Annotated in this window: 6 protein-coding genes; all 6 read left to right on the top strand. The window is 54.4% G+C overall.

Going from position 1 to position 18,535, the window contains the following annotated elements; genetic code table 11:
• Window positions 1–126: 126 nt before the first annotated feature.
• The 6 genes from HH215_RS12820 to HH215_RS12795 all read left to right on the top strand — a co-directional run bounded on the left by HH215_RS12820 (window position 127) and on the right by HH215_RS12795 (window position 18,487).
• Window positions 127–3,744 (top strand): DNA polymerase III subunit alpha, encoded by a 3,618-nt coding sequence (locus tag HH215_RS12820; RefSeq protein ID WP_169280263.1) that lies wholly within the window; start codon window positions 127–129, stop codon window positions 3,742–3,744.
• A gap of 1,164 nt (window positions 3,745–4,908) precedes the next feature.
• A complete protein-coding gene (locus tag HH215_RS12815) occupies window positions 4,909–9,414 on the top strand; it encodes a fibronectin type III domain-containing protein (RefSeq protein WP_169280262.1) in 4,506 nt (1,501 codons plus the stop codon).
• Between the two features lie 32 nt (window positions 9,415–9,446).
• Entirely contained in the window at window positions 9,447–12,998 is a 3,552-nt protein-coding gene (locus HH215_RS12810) for a fibronectin type III domain-containing protein (RefSeq protein WP_169280261.1), read from the top strand.
• 180 nt (window positions 12,999–13,178) lie between these two features.
• On the top strand, window positions 13,179–14,957 hold the full coding sequence (locus tag HH215_RS12805; RefSeq protein ID WP_169280260.1) for a sensor histidine kinase: 1,779 nt from the start codon (window positions 13,179–13,181) through the stop codon (window positions 14,955–14,957).
• A 22-nt stretch (window positions 14,958–14,979) separates the two neighbouring features.
• Window positions 14,980–16,626, top strand: coding sequence for a response regulator (locus tag HH215_RS12800; protein WP_169280259.1), 1,647 nt, complete (start codon window positions 14,980–14,982; stop codon window positions 16,624–16,626).
• A gap of 121 nt (window positions 16,627–16,747) precedes the next feature.
• Entirely contained in the window at window positions 16,748–18,487 is a 1,740-nt protein-coding gene (locus HH215_RS12795; RefSeq protein ID WP_169280258.1) for a type 2 periplasmic-binding domain-containing protein, read from the top strand.
• The last annotated feature ends 48 nt before the right edge of the window (window positions 18,488–18,535 follow it).

Here is an 18,535-nt window from a genome sequence, read left to right as displayed (position 1 = left end):
TCGCGCGATCAAACGGGCAGCAAGCGGTCGTCCGCGGTTTGTCGCTACACTATCATATCTATGGGACTGGCATCCTCCCTTATGATACAATTCATATAAGAGATTTTTCGGAAAAGAGGGATACCCGTGTGCGATTTCGTTCATCTTCACGTTCATAGCGAATACAGCCTGCTTGACGGAGCGGCGCGAATCAAGGAGATGGCGGCCAAAGCGGCTGAACTCGGCATGACTTCCCTCGCCTTAACGGATCACGGCGTCATGTATGGCACCATTCCTTTCTATAAAGCATGCCTCGAACACGGCATTAAGCCGATTATCGGCATGGAAGCCTATATTACGGCAGGCTCCCGGCATGACAAGCAATCCCGCAAGGAACAGCCGACCTATCATTTAACGCTGTTAGCCAAGAACGAAATCGGTTACCGGAACTTGATGAAGCTGACTTCCATCGGGCATTTGGAAGGTTTCTACTATCGTCCCCGAATCGATTTCGAAGCGTTAACGGCTCATGCCGAAGGGCTTGTCTGCTTAAGCGGATGCATGAGCAGCGAGCTTTCCCGCCAGCTTATGGACGATCAGTACGACGCGGCGAGGGCGACGGCGATCCGTTACCGCGAAGTTTTCGGAGACGACTATTACTTGGAAATTCAGGATCATGGCATTCTCGAACAGAAGAAAATCACGGCTAACGTGATCAAGTTGTCCGAGGAGCTGGGAATTCCGTTAGCCGCGACTAACGATTCGCATTATATCGACGAAGACGATCATTCCTTGCAAGACGTGCTGATGTGCATCGGAACCGGCAAGACGATCGATGATCCCGACCGGTTTAAGATTTCTACGAATCAATTGTTTCTCAAGAGCGGGGAAGAGATGTCCGCCCTGTTCCGTCACGTCCCCGACGCGATTGCGAACACGGTGAAAATCGCGGATAGTTGCAAGTTAGAGCTAGAATTCGGACGGCACATTTTGCCGACATTCGATCCGTTGCCCGCAGGTAGCACGGCGGCGCAGTACTTAAAGGAACTTTGCGAGAAAGGCTTAAGCGAGCGATATGCGGCACTCAAGGACTGGGAAAACGGAGATTACCGCAAGGAAGCGGAGGAACGGCTTCGGTATGAACTGCGCGTGATCGGAGAGATGGGATTCGACGATTATTTCCTGATCGTATGGGATTTCATCCGGTATGCGCACGAGAACGGGATCGTCACGGGACCCGGACGCGGCTCTTCGGCGGGAAGCTTAGTCGCGTATGTATTGAAGATTACCGATGTAGACCCCCTCAAGTATAAGCTGCTCTTCGAAAGATTCCTGAATCCCGAACGGATAAGCATGCCCGATATCGATATCGATTTCAGCGACGAACGGCGCGACGAGGTCATTCGTTATGTCGTCGAGAAGTATGGATCGGAACACGTCGCGCAGATCATTACGTTCGGAACGCTGGCAGCCCGCGCGGCGGTTCGCGATGTAGGCAGAGTGCTTAATTTGCCCTATGGCGATGTGGACAAGACGGCTAAACTCATTCCGGGCATGCCGGGCATGTCGATCGAACGAGCGATGCGGGACAACTCGGAATTCAAAGCATTGGCGGAAGGAGGATCGAGCGTCGCGGAGCTGATCGCGATGGCAAGACGGGTCGAAGGCATGCCGCGGCATGCGTCTACCCATGCGGCGGGCGTCGTGATCTCGTCCGATCCGCTTACGGACTACGTCCCTCTTCAGGAAGGGACCGATGGCGTACCTTTGACGCAATATTCCATGGAAAATCTGGAAGCCGTCGGGCTGTTGAAAATGGATTTTCTCGGGCTGCGCACGTTGTCCATTATTGAACGGTCGCTCGTTTCCATTCGGGAGCAAACCGGCCTTGACCTCCGATGGGAGGAAGTTTCCTACGAGGATGAACCGACGTACGAACTGATGGGACGCGGAGAAACGACGGGAATTTTCCAATTAGAATCCTCCGGTATGCGCCGGGTGTTAAAAGAGATGAAGCCGTCCTCGTTCGAGGATATCGTCTCCGCGGTGGCGCTGTACCGTCCGGGACCAATGGAATTTATCCCGCAATTCATACGGGCGAAGCATGGCTTGGTCGAAGTGGAATATCCGCATCCCAAGCTTGAGCCGATCTTATCGGATACTTACGGAATCATCGTGTACCAAGAACAGATCATGCAGATCGCTTCCACGATGGCCGGGTTTACGTTAGGGCAATCGGACTTGTTGCGGCGCGCCGTCAGCAAGAAGAAACGGGAAGTGCTCGATGAACAGCGGCAGCATTTCGTGCGGGGAAGTTTGAAGCTCGGCTACTCGGAAGAAGAAGCCAATAGCGTGTACGATATGATCGTGCGTTTCGCCGATTATGGCTTCCCTCGGGCTCATGCCGCGGCATACGCTGTACTGGCGTTCCGAACCGCGTATCTCAAAGCGCATTACCCGGTTGCTTTCATGGCGTCGATGCTAGCTGCGGTCGTAGGCAATCAACGCAAAACGGCGGAATACGTGGACGAATGCCGCCGGATGGGAATCGCGGTTGCGAAGCCGGACGTCAACGAAAGCGGCGTGTTGTTCACGCCGGTCGCGGCTGCGGAAGAAGGGAGCCTCGGATCGATCCGATTTGGGTTAGCCGGCGTGAAGAACGTAGGTACTCAAGCGATCGAGAGCATCATGCGGGAGAGAAGCGGGAGTCCGTTCGAGAGTCTAAGCGACTTCTGCAGGCGCGTCGATCCGCGAGTATGCAACAAGCGGGTCATTGAATCGCTTGTCCAGGCGGGGGCGCTCGAATCGCTCCCGGGACACCGCTCTCAGCAGCTGGCGGCGCTCGAACCGACGCTTGCGGCCGCCGCGGTATGGCGCAAAGAACGAGAAGAGCTTCAGATCGAGCTGTTCGACTTCGCGGAGTCTCCGAACTGGAACGTGGATCTGCCAATCGTTCCGCCTTATTCGCAGACGCAAATGCTAGATCTCGAGCGCGAGCTGATGGGATTATACTTATCCGGTCATCCGCTCGACGCGTTCGATGGCTTAATGGATGAGTTACGGCTGGATCGTCTCGTGGACATCGCGGAATCAACGGACGGAGCGACTGTTTTTACGGCGGGAATGATCGTTTCCCTGAAACCGTTCGTTACCCGCAAAGGGCAAGCGATGGTATTCTTGGAAATCGAGGACCGGATCATGGGTACGGAGCTGGTCGCTTTCCCAACCGTCTGGGCGAAGGCCGCCGCCACTACGAAGAAAGGCTCGTTAGTGTTCGTCCGGGCGAAGGTGCAACAAGGGGACGAGGATTACAAGCTGTTGGCGGACGATATTTTACCTTTGGACGCTCCGGATTTGAAGTTGCAAGCGGACAGGCTTCGACGTATCGGGCAAGCTTCACGATCCGGGGGCAATTATGCCAATAGGACGGCGAATCAGTCGACTGGCGCGAAAGGAACTGCCGCATCTCCAGCTTCCTCTGGGGCAAAGTCGGCGAATGCTCCATCGGGCGGCGTATCGTCGTCGGTTGAAGGCAAGCCGCAAAGAGCCTATATCCGCATTGACGAGCCCCATGAGCAACCGGCTACGCTTATCCGTCTCAAATTGCTGCTTAAAGCCCATCCGGGGGAGCTTTCCACCGTGCTTATCTATCAGAGGGAACGGCGCCCCGTCGCGCTAAGCGACGAATACAAAGTTCATCCCACGCCGGAATTAATGGCGGAGATCGAGAAGCTGCTGGGCGAGGGAAGTTTCCGCGTGAAATGATGCAGGGCTCGCATGGCCAATATTAAGGTGACTTCTACGGAAGGCAGGATGCGTGATGAATAAGGGCGTTATTTTGCGAGAAACGACGGATGACGACCTGCAGATTTCTATGAACAGCAACTGGACGAGACCGCCAACTTCATGGCCGCGTTTACCGCTAAGGACTCCGCTGATCGGGATCTACGAGCGACCCCGGATACAGAGTCAAGCAACCACCGAAATAGTTACCTAATTTATGCTAATTCAATCTTTCCCGCCTGAAGCCAACCATTTTAGGATTCTCGTTACGCACAGATCTCCCTGACTCCCGGGGAGATTTTTTATTTTAAATGGACTATATAGACGGTGGGATATTCAGGAAAATAAATTAAACAACGCCAGCGGTAACACGTTTAGAATATAAGCTTGATTCCTTTCTAAACAATTCACAATAGAGCTCGCACTTTTACAACGAACTGAGAGTACCTTACACTTGCCGAAATTTGGCTAACGCACTGAGAGTACCTTAGACCTACCGAATTTTGGCTAACGCACCTCGAAGCGCACTGAGAGTACCTTACATCCGACGAAATTTCGATAACGCACCTCGAAACGCACTGAGAGAACCTTGACACCCGCTGAAATTTGGCTAACGCACCTCGAAGCGCACTGAGAGTACCTTACACCCGACGAAATTTCGATAAAGCACCTTGAAGCGCACTGAGAGTACCTTACATCCGACGAAATTTCGATAACGCACCTGGAAGCGCACTGAGAGTACCTTAGACCTACCGAATTTTGGCTAACCATTCGGGGAGCGCACTGAGAGTACCTTACACCCGACGAAATTTCAAAAACGCACCTGGAAACGCACTGAGAGTACCTTGTTGGACGGAAGGATGGCGAGTATAGCGAAAGTAGGCCAAAAATGTACCTAAAATTGCTCCCAAATAAGAGGACCTAAGCAAGCCATAACTGCTAAGCCGCTTTAAACCGAGGAGAGAGACAGCTCCCCAACCGTGGTATCCGCTAGAATTCGACATAAAATCCAACCGGTAGGCCCTGAGAATTAATTGTGAGCCAAGGATATGAAAAGACAATAAAAGCTATCAGAGTATCATATCCAACTTTCAAAAAGCGCTATACATTGAAGGTGTACTCCACTTAACCGAAGGAGGGATTTTAATGAGAAGGGCAGTCTCGGCACTCATGGTCGTATGCCTAAGTTTCGTTACCGGTTTCGGCATGCTGTTCCTGACGAACGAAGGCAGTGTCTACGCGGCGGAGACGAAAATCGTCCTGACTCCGTCGATGGTCACGAACGAATCGGGCCTAGGAGACGCTACGCTTCTGGTGGACGAGCAGGCGATCGCCGGCGATCCGGCGAACGGCAGCGGCGGAGCTCCGACGACGAACTGGCAAGCAGGCTGGAACGCATCTTTGTACCCGGCATACGCATATATCGATCTTGGACAAAGCTACAATCTGACGAGCCTTTACTTGCGGGACACGCACGACGCGGCCGCCATTACGCTTTACTCGGGCTCGCCCGGCAACTGGACGGCGCTGTTCACCGATCCGCTCTCCGGATGGATGACGTGGAACGCTCATCCGGTAAACGTGTTGACCCGGTACGTGCGGGTCGCACTGTCCGCGGCGAACGTAAACATGACGGAGCTCGTCCTGTACGGAACCCCGGTTGGCGGAGGCCAAGACGTAACCGCTCCTGCCGCAATTACGAATTTGGCGGCTACTTCGGCTACGTCGAATTCGGTGACTTTGACGTGGACGGCTCCGGGCGATGACGCCAATATAGGGACTTCGGCGTCCTACGATATTCGCTACAGCGCGAGCGGCATAACCGAAGCGAACTGGGCAAGCGCAATACCGATCAACGGCGAACCGACCCCTGCCATCGCTGGAACGAGCCAATCGATGACGGTACCCGGATTGTCGCCGAGCACGACGTATCATTTCGCGATGAAAACGTCCGACGAAGCATCGAACGTCTCGGCGATATCGAATTCGACAAGCCTAGCGACAACGGCTGCGCCCAGCAACGGGAAAATCGCTTTAACACCCGCGATGGTCGTTAACGAATCGGGCTTAGGAGACGCCACGCTGCTGGTGGACGAGCAGACGCTCGCCGGAGATCCTGCGAGCGGAACCGGCGGAGCCCCGACGACGAACTGGCAAGCGGGCTGGAATCAGGCGCTGTATCCCGCCTACGCCTATATCGACTTAGGACAAAATTACGATTTGTCCAACATCTATTTGCGAGATACCCATGGCATGGCGGACATCACGCTATACTCGGGCACACCCGGCAACTGGACGGCGCTGTTCACCGATCCGCTCTCCGGCTGGATGACGTGGAATTCTCATCCGGTTACCGTTACGACTCGGTATGTGAGAGTCGGCTTATCCGCGACGAACGTCAACATGACGGAGATCGTTCTCTACGGAACGGCTACAGGTTCCGGCGGCGGGGATACGATAGCGCCGTCGGCGATTACAAGCTTAGCGGCTCCGTCCTCGACGTCCAATTCGGTCACGCTGACGTGGAACGCACCCGGAGACGACGGCAACGTGGGAACCGCGGCTTCCTACGACATCCGCTATAGCATGAGCGTCATCTCGGAAACCAACTGGGCAAGCGCGACGCCGGTTAGCGGCGAACCGATTCCGACCGCCTCGGGAACGAGTCAAACGATGACGGTGCCCGGATTGTCGCCGAGCACGACGTATCATTTCGCGATGAAAGCGTCCGACGAAGCGTCGAATGTATCGCCGATTTCCAACGTCGTCAACAAAGCGACAACCACTCTCGCGGATACGGTCGCTCCGGCGATGGTCACGAACCTTGTTGCTTCGTCGCCTACGACTAACTCGGTGAACTTATCGTGGACCGCGCCCGGAGACGATGGCAACGCGGGAACCGCGACTTCTTACGACATCCGCTACAGCATGAGCGTCATCTCGGAAGGCAACTGGGCAAGCGCGACGCAAGTGAGCGGCGAACCGGTTCCGACCGCCGCGGGTACGAGCCAGTCGAAGACGATAACCGGTTTGTCATCGAACACGACGTATCACTTCGCGCTGAAGACTTCGGACGAAGCGTCGAACGTCTCCGTCCTGTCGAACGTGCCAAGCGCGACGACGCTCGCTTCGGGCGATACGGTTGCCCCCGCGGCCATCAAAACGTTGAAAATCGTCGCTTGGACGGGAACGACCGTCACGTTATCTTGGAAAGCGACCGGGGACGACGGGAACAACGGGCAAGCGACGAGTTACGAAGTTCGTTACGGAGACAAAACGATCGTGGACAGGACATACGCGGACGAATGGCACGATACGTGGAAAACATCGGCGATCTTCGGCCAATCGCTCGCGCCCCAACCGGCGGGAGGAACCGAGACGTTGACGGTGACCGGATTGAAACCAGGGAAGCTGTACGGCTTTAATGTGATCGCGAAGGACGAAGCCGGCAACGCGTCGTCTCTATCGACTTCGGTCGACGTGATGACGAATTGGGACGGCGGAGGATACCCGGCCGGCATGGTCGCTGAATTTTACAAGGATACGGGATTAAGCACTTTCAACGGTCGCGCGGTTTACGACAAATTCGAGATTCAAAGCTGGTTGCTGCCCACCGATTTTACTCAATTCGGCGCCCGGGTAACCGGCCAAATCAAGCCGTCCTATTCTCAAACCTATACGTTCTATACGAAAACGTCGGCCAACACCGGTATTCGATTGTGGGTAGGAGGGCAGCTTCTGATCGACAGGTGGAACAGTCCTACTTCGGCGGAACAGTCCGCGACGCTGGCGCTGACGGCCAACCAGCTCTACGAGATCCGTTCGGAGATCAAAGGTCCCGATAGGTCGGCGTTCGCGCAAGCTTATTGGTCCAGCTCCAGTCAGGCCAAAGATCTCATCAAGACGCCAAGGCTCGAAGTGTTGCCGGATCTGTCCGCGCCAAGCGCGATCACGAATCTGACGGCTTCGGCCATCGATTCCTCGACCGCTCAATTGATGTTCTCCGCTCCGGGAGACGACGACATCGTGATGCCGGGCGCTTCGGGAACGTGGGGGAAAGTTTCGACTTACGAGGTACGGTACAGTACCGCGCAGATCGATGCGAGTAATTGGAATCAGGCAACCCAAGCGGATATTTACGTTCTTCCGAAAAACGCGGGCTTATCCGAGACGATTACGGTAAAGGGCTTAAAAGCGGGGACGACGTATTATTTCGCGGCGAGAGGCAAGGACGAAGCGGGTAATCTCGCTCCGGTCTCCAATTCCTCGAGCGCGACAACTTCCGGTACCGCGGATACGACGGCGCCGGGAACGATATCCAATCTAACCGTCAACCCGGGAGCGATCACCGCGCTTCTGAATTGGACCGCGCCAGGAGACGATGGATCGGTCGGACAAGCGGCGAGGTACGAGATCCGTTTCGGAACCGCACCGATCGACGCTTCGAATTGGTCCGACGCGACGCTTGCCGCCGGTGCTCCCGCGCCTTCCGTCGCCGGAACGAGCCAGTCCATGACCGTCAAAGGCTTACGGCCGGGAAAAACGTACTTTTTCGCTATACGCTCAAGCGACGAGGCGAATAATCTCTCCGCGATATCCGCTCCCTTATCGGCGTCCACGACATCCGCTCCGGGAGGCTATATCGTAAGCGGAGCATCGACGATGGATTTAATCGTTACGCCGCAAGAGGCGGGCAACATTTACTACGTCGTCTACAATTCGTCGCAGGCTCAGCCGTCGGCTTCGGCGCTTAAAGCCGCGGCTCAGGGAGCTACCGGAGGCTCACTCCTTAAGAACGGCGTCATTCCGGCTAGCCAAGCAGGCTTCGAACTTACTCGAACGATAGGCAAGCTTTCCGAGAATGCGACTTATTACGCCTATTGGGTAGCGGAAGGACAAAGCTCCGGGCTCGGTACGGTATACGGTTCGGTCAATACGTTGCAGATCAGGCAAAAAGAAGTGCAGTTCACCTCTTCGCTTCCGGGCATCGGCGGCGTACATTACCTAGCTTACGTTCCGGAAGAAGTTTACCGCGATCCGAACGGTAAATATCCGCTGCTGTTGTTCCTGCATGGAGGAGGCGAAGGGGGAACGGATATCAACAACGTTACGACGCACGGTCCTCCGAAAATGATCAAAAACGGACAAGACCTGCCTTTTATCGTCGTATCGCCGCAATTGAAAGATAACCTGAACCCGCCGCCGAGATGGCATACGCCAGGCTACATCGACGATTTCGTGAAGGATGCCATGTCCAAGTACCCGATCGATCCGGACCGGATCTACGTGACGGGGCTTAGCAAGGGAGGAGGAGGAACCTACTACTACGCGATAGAGCATCCGGAGAAAGTCGCGGCTATATTGCCGGTCGCCGCCCAGATCCGCAATCCGGAAAACGGCAATCAAGTGTTTATAACGCCGGAGAACGCTTATCGGATGAACGGGATCCCCGCTTGGGCTTTCATGAATATCGTAGATCCCGTTAGCGAAAGAGGGCTGACGGAGCAAGTTTTCGATTTTCAGATCAATAGTCCCGTCCCGCCGTCTCCTTCTCCGTTATTGACGTTCTACCAATTGAACGGACATGGCGGCTGGGATGATACTTACGGCAATTCCGACGTTTATGCTTGGCTGCTGACTCATTCGAAATGATCTTTCATTCTATTCTTGAGGAGTGATTTACGATGAAAAGAGCAATATCGGCGTTCATGATCGTCTGTCTGAGTTTCATTGCCGTATTCGGCTCGATGTTCGTGACGAACGGCGGAACGGCTTACGCGGCGGAAACGAAGATCGCGCTGACCGCGTCGATGGTCGTGAACGAATCGGGGCTCGGCGACGCCACGTTATTGGTGGACGAGCAGACGCTCGCCGGGGATCCGGCGAACGGCAGCGGCGGCGCCCCGACGACGAACTGGCAAGCGGGCTGGAACGCGTCGTTATATCCGGCTTACGCTTACGTCGATCTCGGACAGAATTACAACCTCACGAGCATCTATTTGCGCGACACCCACGATATCGCGAATATTACGATTTCCGCGGGAAGTCCCGGCAACTGGACGGCGCTGTTCACCGACCCGCTCTCCGGGTGGATGACGTGGAACGCGCATCCGGTGAACGTGACCACGCGGTACGTACGGGTCGCCTTATCCGCGGCGAACACCAACATGACCGAGCTTGTCCTTTACGGTACTCCGGCGACCGGCGATGCGACCGCTCCGTCCGCGATATCCGACTTGGCGGCGACTTCGTCGACGTCTAACTCGGTCGCGCTGACGTGGACGGCTCCCGGCGATGACGGCAACGCGGGAACCGCGACTTCTTACGACGTTCGCTATAGCCCGAACACCATTACGTCCGCCAACTGGGCAAGCGCGACGCCGGTCGGCGGCGAGCCGGCGCCCGCCGTCGCGGGAACGAGCCAGTCGATGACCGTGACCGGATTGTCTTCGGGCACGACATATTACTTCGCGATGACGGCGTCCGATGAAGCATCGAACGTCTCCGCGCTCTCCAACGTCGCTAGCCGGGCAACCGCCGCGGCGCCGGCAAGCGGGAAGATCGTCTTGACTACGTCCATGGTCGTGAACGAGTCGGGACTTGGCGACGCGACGCTGCTCGTGGACGAGCAGGCGCTCGCCGGCGATCCTGCTGGCGGAACCGGCGGCGCGCCGACGACGAACTGGCAAGCCGGCTGGAACGAGTCGCTCTACCCGGCTTACGCGTACATCGACCTCGGACAAAATTACGAGTTGTCCGCCGTCTATTTGCGCGATACCCACGGCATTGCGAACATTACCGTTTCCTCCGGAAGTCCCGGCAGTTGGAACGCTTTGTTCACCGATCCGCTGACCGGCTGGATGACCTGGAACGCGCATCCGGTCAGCGTGACGACTCGTTACGTACGGGTGGCTCTAAGCGCTTCGAACGTTAATATGACCGAGATCGTTCTCTACGGAACGGCGACGGGGACCGGCGGAGGAGGGGACACGACGGCGCCTTCGGCCATCTCGAACCTCGCTGCCCCGAGCTCTTCGTCCAACTCGGTGACGTTGACGTGGACCTCGCCCGGGGATGACGGCAACGTCGGAACGGCGGCTTCCTACGATATTCGTTATAGCTTGAGCAACATCACGGCAGGGAACTGGGCAAGCGCAACGCAAGTAAGCGGCGAACCGGCCCCGGCCGCGTCGGGTACGAGTCAGACGATGACGGTGCCCGGATTGTCGCCGAGCACGACGTATTTCTTCGCGATCAAAGCTTCCGACGAAGCTTCGAACGTATCGGCGATTTCCAACGTTGTCAGCAAAGCGACAACGGCAGCCCCTTCGGGCACCAAGATCGCCCTGACGGCATCGATGATCCTCAACGAGTCGACTAGCGGGGACGCGACTCGCCTCGTCGACGAACAATCGTTGTCCGGCGATCCGAAAGCGGGCGCGGGAGGTTCCCCGGTGAACGGCTGGGATCCAGGCTCTAATTCGATCTATTTTCCGGCTAGCGCCGTAATCGACCTGGGGGCCGACTATAACTTGACGGATGTTTATCTTTACGACGGAGCGGGTGGAGGAGCTTTCTATGTCTCCGGAGGAACGCCGTTCAGTTGGACTCCTCTGTTTACCGATAACCTGTCGCAGCAGAACAAATGGAGCGGTCATTCGGTGAACATCACGACGCGGTACGTGCAGGTGACTTTCCCCGGCTGCTGCCGCCAGATGCACGAGATCGTGCTGTACGGCACGATTCAAGGGACTCCGGAAACTCCGCCGTCGCCGAATCCGCCGTCGCTGCCGACGATGGATCAATTGATCGGCATCAACGCCTTTATCGACGATCCGAAGGATAAGATGCTAGCGGCCGGATTCGTCCGGGAATACCACAACTGGTTCTGGGACGAAGGAGACGCGTGGGATTTCACGAACCATACGACCGTCTATCCGGGTTATCCGAACAATGCCAACAAATTCAACCCGAGTTATGCCGGAGGCGGAGGATGGAACTTCGACGCCTATTATCAAACGCTGAAAGCTGCCGGACAAACGGTATCTCCCGCCATCCAAGGAAGCGTCGACTGGCTGTCGAACGGCTTCGGCAACAAACCGATTTCAACCGGGGAAAGCGCGCTGGCGCCGTCCTCTTATGCCGAGCACGCCGACCATATGTTTCAATTCGCGGCGCGTTACGGCAGCACGGCCGTCGCGGACAACAAGCTTAAGCTGGCCGCTGGACAGCCTAGGAGCACCGGTCTCAATACGCTGAAATATTTCGAGAACTGGAACGAGCAGGATGCATGGTGGAGCGGCCGAGCTTCTTATTTCAACCCTTACGAATACGCCGCTATGGCAAGCGCGGATTATGACGGTCATCAGGGCGCGATGGGGAACACGTTCGGAGTGAAGAACGCGGATCCGAACGCCAAGCTCGTCATGGGCGGTCTAGCCAAACCCGATCTGGAATATATCCGCGCGCTCAAGTTCTGGGCGGATTGGAATCGCGGCGGCAGCGTGCCGTTCGACGTTATTAACGTTCACATCTACAGCAACGACAGCGTGAACGGGTCGGCGGAAACGGTCGGAATCAGTCCCGAAGCGAGCTCATTCAAGGAAAAGTTGCAGCAATTCGTAGATTACCGTAACCGGTATATGCCGGACAAAGAAATGTGGATTACGGAGTTCGGTTTCGATACGCATCCGGCTTCCGTGCAAAGGGCTCCCGCGATCGGCGCGACTTCGCAGTTCGAAGTACAGGCGCAATGGTTGGTTCGTTCCTACCTGGCCGCCGCGGCCGCAGGCGTCGATAAAGCGGCGATGTACATGCTGCGCGACGTCGATCCGAACAGTACGACGAAATACGATAACAGCGGCTTGATCAGCAGCCAGAATACCGGAGGCGTTCCGAAGATTTCGTGGTATTACGTCTATACGCTGAAAAACCGGTTGACGGGCATGAAGTATTCGGGCGAGCAAGCATCGGGCAATGCCAACGTCAAAATTTACAAGTTCAAGAGCGCGACCGGCGGAAACGGAGGATACGTCATATGGAGCCCGACGAGCAACAACACGACCGTTAACAACTATCAATTGTCCTTGGCGGGATCTCCGTCCTCGGCTACGTTGGTCACGATGGCTAACGGGGATACGGACGGCGTTCCGTCCGCATTGACTATCTCCGGAGGCAAGGTCACCGTTAACGTCAGCGAAAGACCGATTTTCGTCCTTGTCGATAACATCGAGTAACGTCCCGGTTTCACAATAAGCCGTTCCCTCCCATGGCAATCGTGGGAGAGAACGGCTTGTGCCGTGTCTATGCTCCTGTAATGAGCAAGAGCCCGACCCGGCAGATGCTATTGTTGTGAAAGCGCTTTTATTTTAAGATGAACATAGAATGCAAGGAAAGCGCAATAGGGGGACGAACGGATGAGCATACGCAGGCCGAGACAATGGAGATTGACGATATTTCCGAAGCTGATCATCGCTTTCTTATTGGTCATCGCGCCGATCTACGTGATCGGACTTCAGATGAACAGGTTAGGCGAGTCCAGCGTCCGCGAAGAGCTTTCCAAATCTCTCAAGTCCAAAGTCGACTTTTACTTGAATTCGTTGGAAGTCGAGAATGAACGAATGATGAGCCTGCTCCAACGATACGTCGTGGACAAGGATGTCCAGCACTTGGCGTTCATCAGCAATACGATGACGATCGGGGAGTGGTCGGAAGCGGTGTTGCGCATTCAAGACAAGCTCGAAGTCATCAAGGGCTCCAGTTTGTACGTCAAAAGCGCGAGCGCGCACATTCTGACGTTGAAGCGAACGCTGTCCACGGAGAAGTCGATCAGCGACACGTTGGACGAGGAATACGAAGCGGTCGCGTCCGTATACGAGCGCAAGGGTCCCGGTATTTTCTATTGGAAGGACCGGCTGTTTCTCGCCGTCGCGTATCCCGGTTCCGATCTCCCCGGAATGCAGGAGACGTTCGTGTTATCGATAGAGTTGAACTTGGAAACGCTCGAGCAATCGCTGCTGACTATTACCGACTACGATAATTCCGGAGCGATGCTGATCAATTCGGAACGGAATTGGTCGTTAAAAGGGAACGGAAACGCGGAAATGGTTACCGAGCTGGCACACTTTCTGGACGAACGAACCGAGTTGGAGACGCGGGAAGGCATCTCGCAGGTTTCCTTGGACGGCAGCTTGCACCTGGTAGCCTTTAAGCACTCCCCGACGTTCGGCTACGATCTCGTCGCGTACGTTCCTCCCGAGCAGATGCTCGGTTCGATAGAGAAATACCGCAACCTGCTATGGATGCTCTCCTTTATATCGTTGGCAATCGTCGTCGCCTACTCCTATTGGCTGTACAGATTGATCCGCAAGCCTCTATACAAGATGATCTCCGGATTCCGCAAGGTCGAGGCCGGTTTGATGGAGCCAATGGTTTTGCCGAAATCGAACGATGAATTCATGTACCTCTTCCAGAGATTCAATATGATGATGGACAAATTAAAAGTGCTTATTCACGAAGTCTACGAACAGAAAATCCGCGCCCAAAGCTCGGAGCTTAAGCAACTGCAATCGCAAATCAACCCTCATTTTCTGTATAACACTTACTTTATCCTTTATCGCTTAGCCAAGATGAACGACAACGATAGCGTCGTCCGGTTTAGCCAGCATCTGGGCGAATATTTTCAATATATAACCCGTAACGCATCCGATGACGTTCCCCTCGAAGCGGAGATCCGTCATTCGCGGACGTACGTGGAAATCCAAAATATCCGATTCGCCAAAAGCCGAATCGAAGTCGACTTCGGAGAGCTGCCGGAAGGCTGTAAGGATATGAAAGTGCCCAGACTGATCGTTCAACCGTTCATCGAGAACGCCTACCAATACGGTCTAGAGTCCCGGCGCAAAGACGGGCGGATCATCGTGGCGATGGTTCTTAGTAACGATAATCTGTTCATCTCCGTCGAAGACAACGGCGAGAAGCTCAAGGATGCCGACTTGCTGAAACTCGAAGGAGATCTCGCGGAGAAGGGCAAGGATATGGAATTCACCGGAGTGCTGAACGTGCATCGCAGACTGCAAATCCGGTTCGGAGCGGAGTACGGCGTAAGCGTCAAACGGGGAGAAATGGGCGGGATGAGAGTGACGCTGAAACTCCCCTTCGAATCGTCGGGAAAAGGAAACAACAACGAAATCTGATCAAGCCGAGGAGAGTGCAACTATGTACCGACTGCTTATTGTCGATGATGAACCGATCATAGTCGAAGGGTTAAGCGAGCTTTTTCAACAGACGGAATTGCCGCTTGAAGTGTATCAGGCATACGACGGCAAGGAAGCGCTGGCCATTGCTCGCAAGCTGAGAATGGACATCTTGCTTACGGATATCGAGATGCCGGAGATGAACGGGATAGAGCTGCAACGGGAGATCGCTAAGCTATGGACGAGATGCAAGACCGTATTCTTAACGGGGTATAACGAATTCGATTATATTCAATCGTCGATACGCGCAGGGGCAGTCGATTACGTGCTGAAAACCGAAGGGGACGATCCGATATTAGCGGCAGTCGTCAAGGCTATCCATTCGATTTCGGAACAAGTGACCTATGAGAAACTTATCACCAATGCGCGCATGCAATTGCGGTTGGCGATCCCGACGTTGCGCAAGGAATATTTGACCGGATTGTTGCAAGGGGAATCGTCGTCAAGCCGGAAGCGGGAAGCTCATTTCGCCGAGCTTGAAATTCCTCTCGATGCGAGCCGGCCGGTCGTCGTGGCCGTCGGAAGAATAGACAGATGGCGAGATGATTCCATCGATAACGATAAGCCTCTGTTCACCTATTCGATCAACAACATTTTCGAGGAGTTGTTCTCCCAGAGCTTCTCCCTCGTCCATCTCAACGTCGAGTTTAATCGGCTAGTTTGGCTCATGCAGCCTAAGGAAGGGATATTTTACAGCCCGCTTGGCGAGGTCGACGATGATGAAGCGGGCAATCTCCATGCTTACATTCTGGGAACGATCGAATCCGTTCAAACGGCCTGCGCCCAGTATCTGAAGCTGGCTTGTTCGTTCGTCGTCTCCGGCGAACCGTCCGAATGGGAGTTTCTTTCCGCGAAATACGACGGATTGATCCGATTGTTCGGACGCGGTCTCGGTCTCGGCAGCCAGATGTTGCTTTCCGATGAGCGCATGGCATCCGGCAGCTACGAGCAGTCGCGCGGCAATATGAAGCGGGTTCGCTTATTGGATCATTATTTGATGCACAAGGACAAAGAGAAATTTAATGGATTGTTCGACGAAATCATGGATGCGATCGGGGATCCGCCTTCCATTCAAGCCGGGTTGCCTCTTGAAATCTACTATGAATTGACCGCTATTTTCATCTCGCATATGAATCGGCTTGAAGCGTTCGCGACTTTGTCCGAATCGATCGATTGTTCTAAGTTATTCGCCATATACGAACATGCTTCTTGGCGCGAAGTCGCCGCTTATTTCCGTAGTTTGGCGGACCGATTGTTCTCGCTGATGGCGGAGGGGAACGAACAGGAAACGAGCGAAGTCGTCGATCTTATTCATCGGTACGTGGAAGCGAATCTGGAGGGAGACTTGTCGCTTAATCGCTTATCCGACCATGTTTATTTAACCCCCTTCTACCTCTCTCGTTTGTACAAACAGAAAACGGGACAAAGCATTAGCGATCATATTACGAGGATCAGGATCGAGAAGGCGAAGCAACTGTTAAGCGAAACTCCGCTTAAGATCCATGAAGTCGGCATGCGTATCGGATACGATTCGGCGTCCTATTTTACCCGATTTTTCAAGAAGGCGACAAGATTTACCCCGCAACAGTTTCGCGACTCGCTGAAGTAGATACGACAAGTAGATATGAAAGGATAAGGAAAGCTATATCTTTCTTATTTTCGGCTCAACCCGCGGCACGCATAATAAAAATTGTAACTCAAACAAAGCGAAGTTCAGGGGAGGCTAGTAGATGGCGGCAAAAAAGGTTAAGGTATGGGCGCTTGTCACTTTAATGCTCATCTTAGTTACCGTTACCGCATGCAGCAACAATAAGGGGAACGAAGGCTCGAAAGCTAGCGATTCTCCTAGCCCGAGCAAGAGCGCAAGCGCAAGTCCGGCGGAATCCGAGACGAAGGAAACCGTACCGGACGGTCCGACCGGTAAGTATGATCCTCCGATCGAAGTTTCAACCGTCCGCTCGATTAACGCGGGAGTCAAGTTCCAAGAGGGCGATTCCCTGGATTCGAATATTTGGACGAAAGATTTCGAGAGTACGCTAGGAATCAAAGTGATCAACAAATGGAAAGTCAGCGACCAGCAATATCAGAATAAAATGGCCGTTACGATGGCGTCGGGCGACCTGCCGGACTTCATGCTCGTAGACGCTCAGCAATTTCAAATTCTCGTTCAAGCGGACACGATCGCCGATCTGACCGATACGTATGCCAAGTATGCTTCCGACTTGACCAAGAAGAGCATTGAAGAAGGAGGCGGGCTCCGGTTAAAGGCTTCTACGGTCAACGGTAAAATAATGGGTATTCCGGCGGATGGCGGAGGACGCGACGACGCGCACAGTCTCTATATCCGTACCGATTGGTTGAAGAACGTAGGGTTGGAGCCTCCCAAAACGATGGACGACGTAATCAATATCGCCCTTGCGTTCACGAAGAACGATCCGGATAAGAACGGAAAGAACGATACGTACGGCTTAAGTTTAGATATGAACCTGTTTAACGGCTGGTCCGGTCTGGAAGGGTTCTTCAACGGTTACCACGCTTACCCTTTTAATCCGACTAAGGGGACCGCTACGAATTTGAATTTCGTGAAAGGTTCGGACGGCAAAGCCGCGTGGGCGGACGTTCAACCGGAAGTGAAAACGGCGCTCGGCAAGCTGCAGGAGTTGTTCAAAGCCGGAGCGATATATCCGGAATTCAGCGTCATCGACGGGGTCAAATCGGGCGAGCTCGTCACTTCCAATAAAGTAGGGATGGCGTATGGAGCTTTCTGGGTACCGACCTGGCCGATCAACAATATGAAAAAAGACGTGCCCGGATCCGATTGGGGAGTTTACCCGATCGTATCGGCGGACGATAAGCCGGCAATGGCGCAAAGTACGGGAGGGCTGCCTTCGAAATACTACGTGGTCAGCAAAAAAGCCAAAAATCCCGAAGCCGCCTTCATCCTGCTCAACCGCGTCATGGATAAGTTGTACGGAAATTTCGACATCAATTACCACACGGTCACCGCTGGCGACGTAAGTTACGGATTGCATATGTATCCGCCTATCGGCGGAGTATTCGCGGAGAAAAATCAAGAAGCCGCTTACGCGGTTCAAGAAGCGGTTAAGAATAACGATGCTTCCAAGCTAAACGAGGAACAGAAGCAGTATTACGATCAAGTGGTCAAGTACAAAGAGGGAGACTTAAGCATGTGGGCTTCCGATAAGCTATGGTCCACGGGCGGCGTTTTCGAAGTGCTCGGCCAATATAAGAAAAACAATCGGATCTTCCAATCCGTCTATACCGGCAATCCGACTCCGACGATGGTCGCGAAGGGACCATCCCTAAGGGATGAACAGGTTCGAACGTTCACGTCCATTATCATGGGCGGCCAATCGATCGATTATTTCGACGAATGGGTAACGAAATGGATGGATTCGGGCGGCAAAGATATTCTCGAAGAAGTGAACGCGAGCGGTCAGATTCAATAATCGGGAAGCAAAGGGGGACTGAGGGCAGCCTCAGTCCCTTTTAAGCTT

The sequence above is a fragment of the Cohnella herbarum genome (genome assembly GCF_012849095.1).
GTDB lineage: Bacteria > Bacillota > Bacilli > Paenibacillales > Paenibacillaceae > Cohnella > Cohnella herbarum.
Note: the sequence above shows the minus strand (reverse complement) of the source record. Positions and strands in the feature narration are given on the sequence as shown.

Bases quoted from the DNA above. Each gene is read 5' to 3' on its own strand.
- HH215_RS12815 (WP_169280262.1), top strand. From the start codon at position 4,909: ATGAGAAGGGCAGTCTCGGCACTCATGGTCGTATGCCTAAGTTTCGTT.
- HH215_RS12810 (WP_169280261.1), top strand. From the start codon at position 9,447: ATGAAAAGAGCAATATCGGCGTTCATGATCGTCTGTCTGAGTTTCATT.
- HH215_RS12805 (WP_169280260.1), top strand. From the start codon at position 13,179: ATGAGCATACGCAGGCCGAGACAATGGAGATTGACGATATTTCCGAAG.
- HH215_RS12800 (WP_169280259.1), top strand. From the start codon at position 14,980: ATGTACCGACTGCTTATTGTCGATGATGAACCGATCATAGTCGAAGGG.
- HH215_RS12795 (WP_169280258.1), top strand. From the start codon at position 16,748: ATGGCGGCAAAAAAGGTTAAGGTATGGGCGCTTGTCACTTTAATGCTC.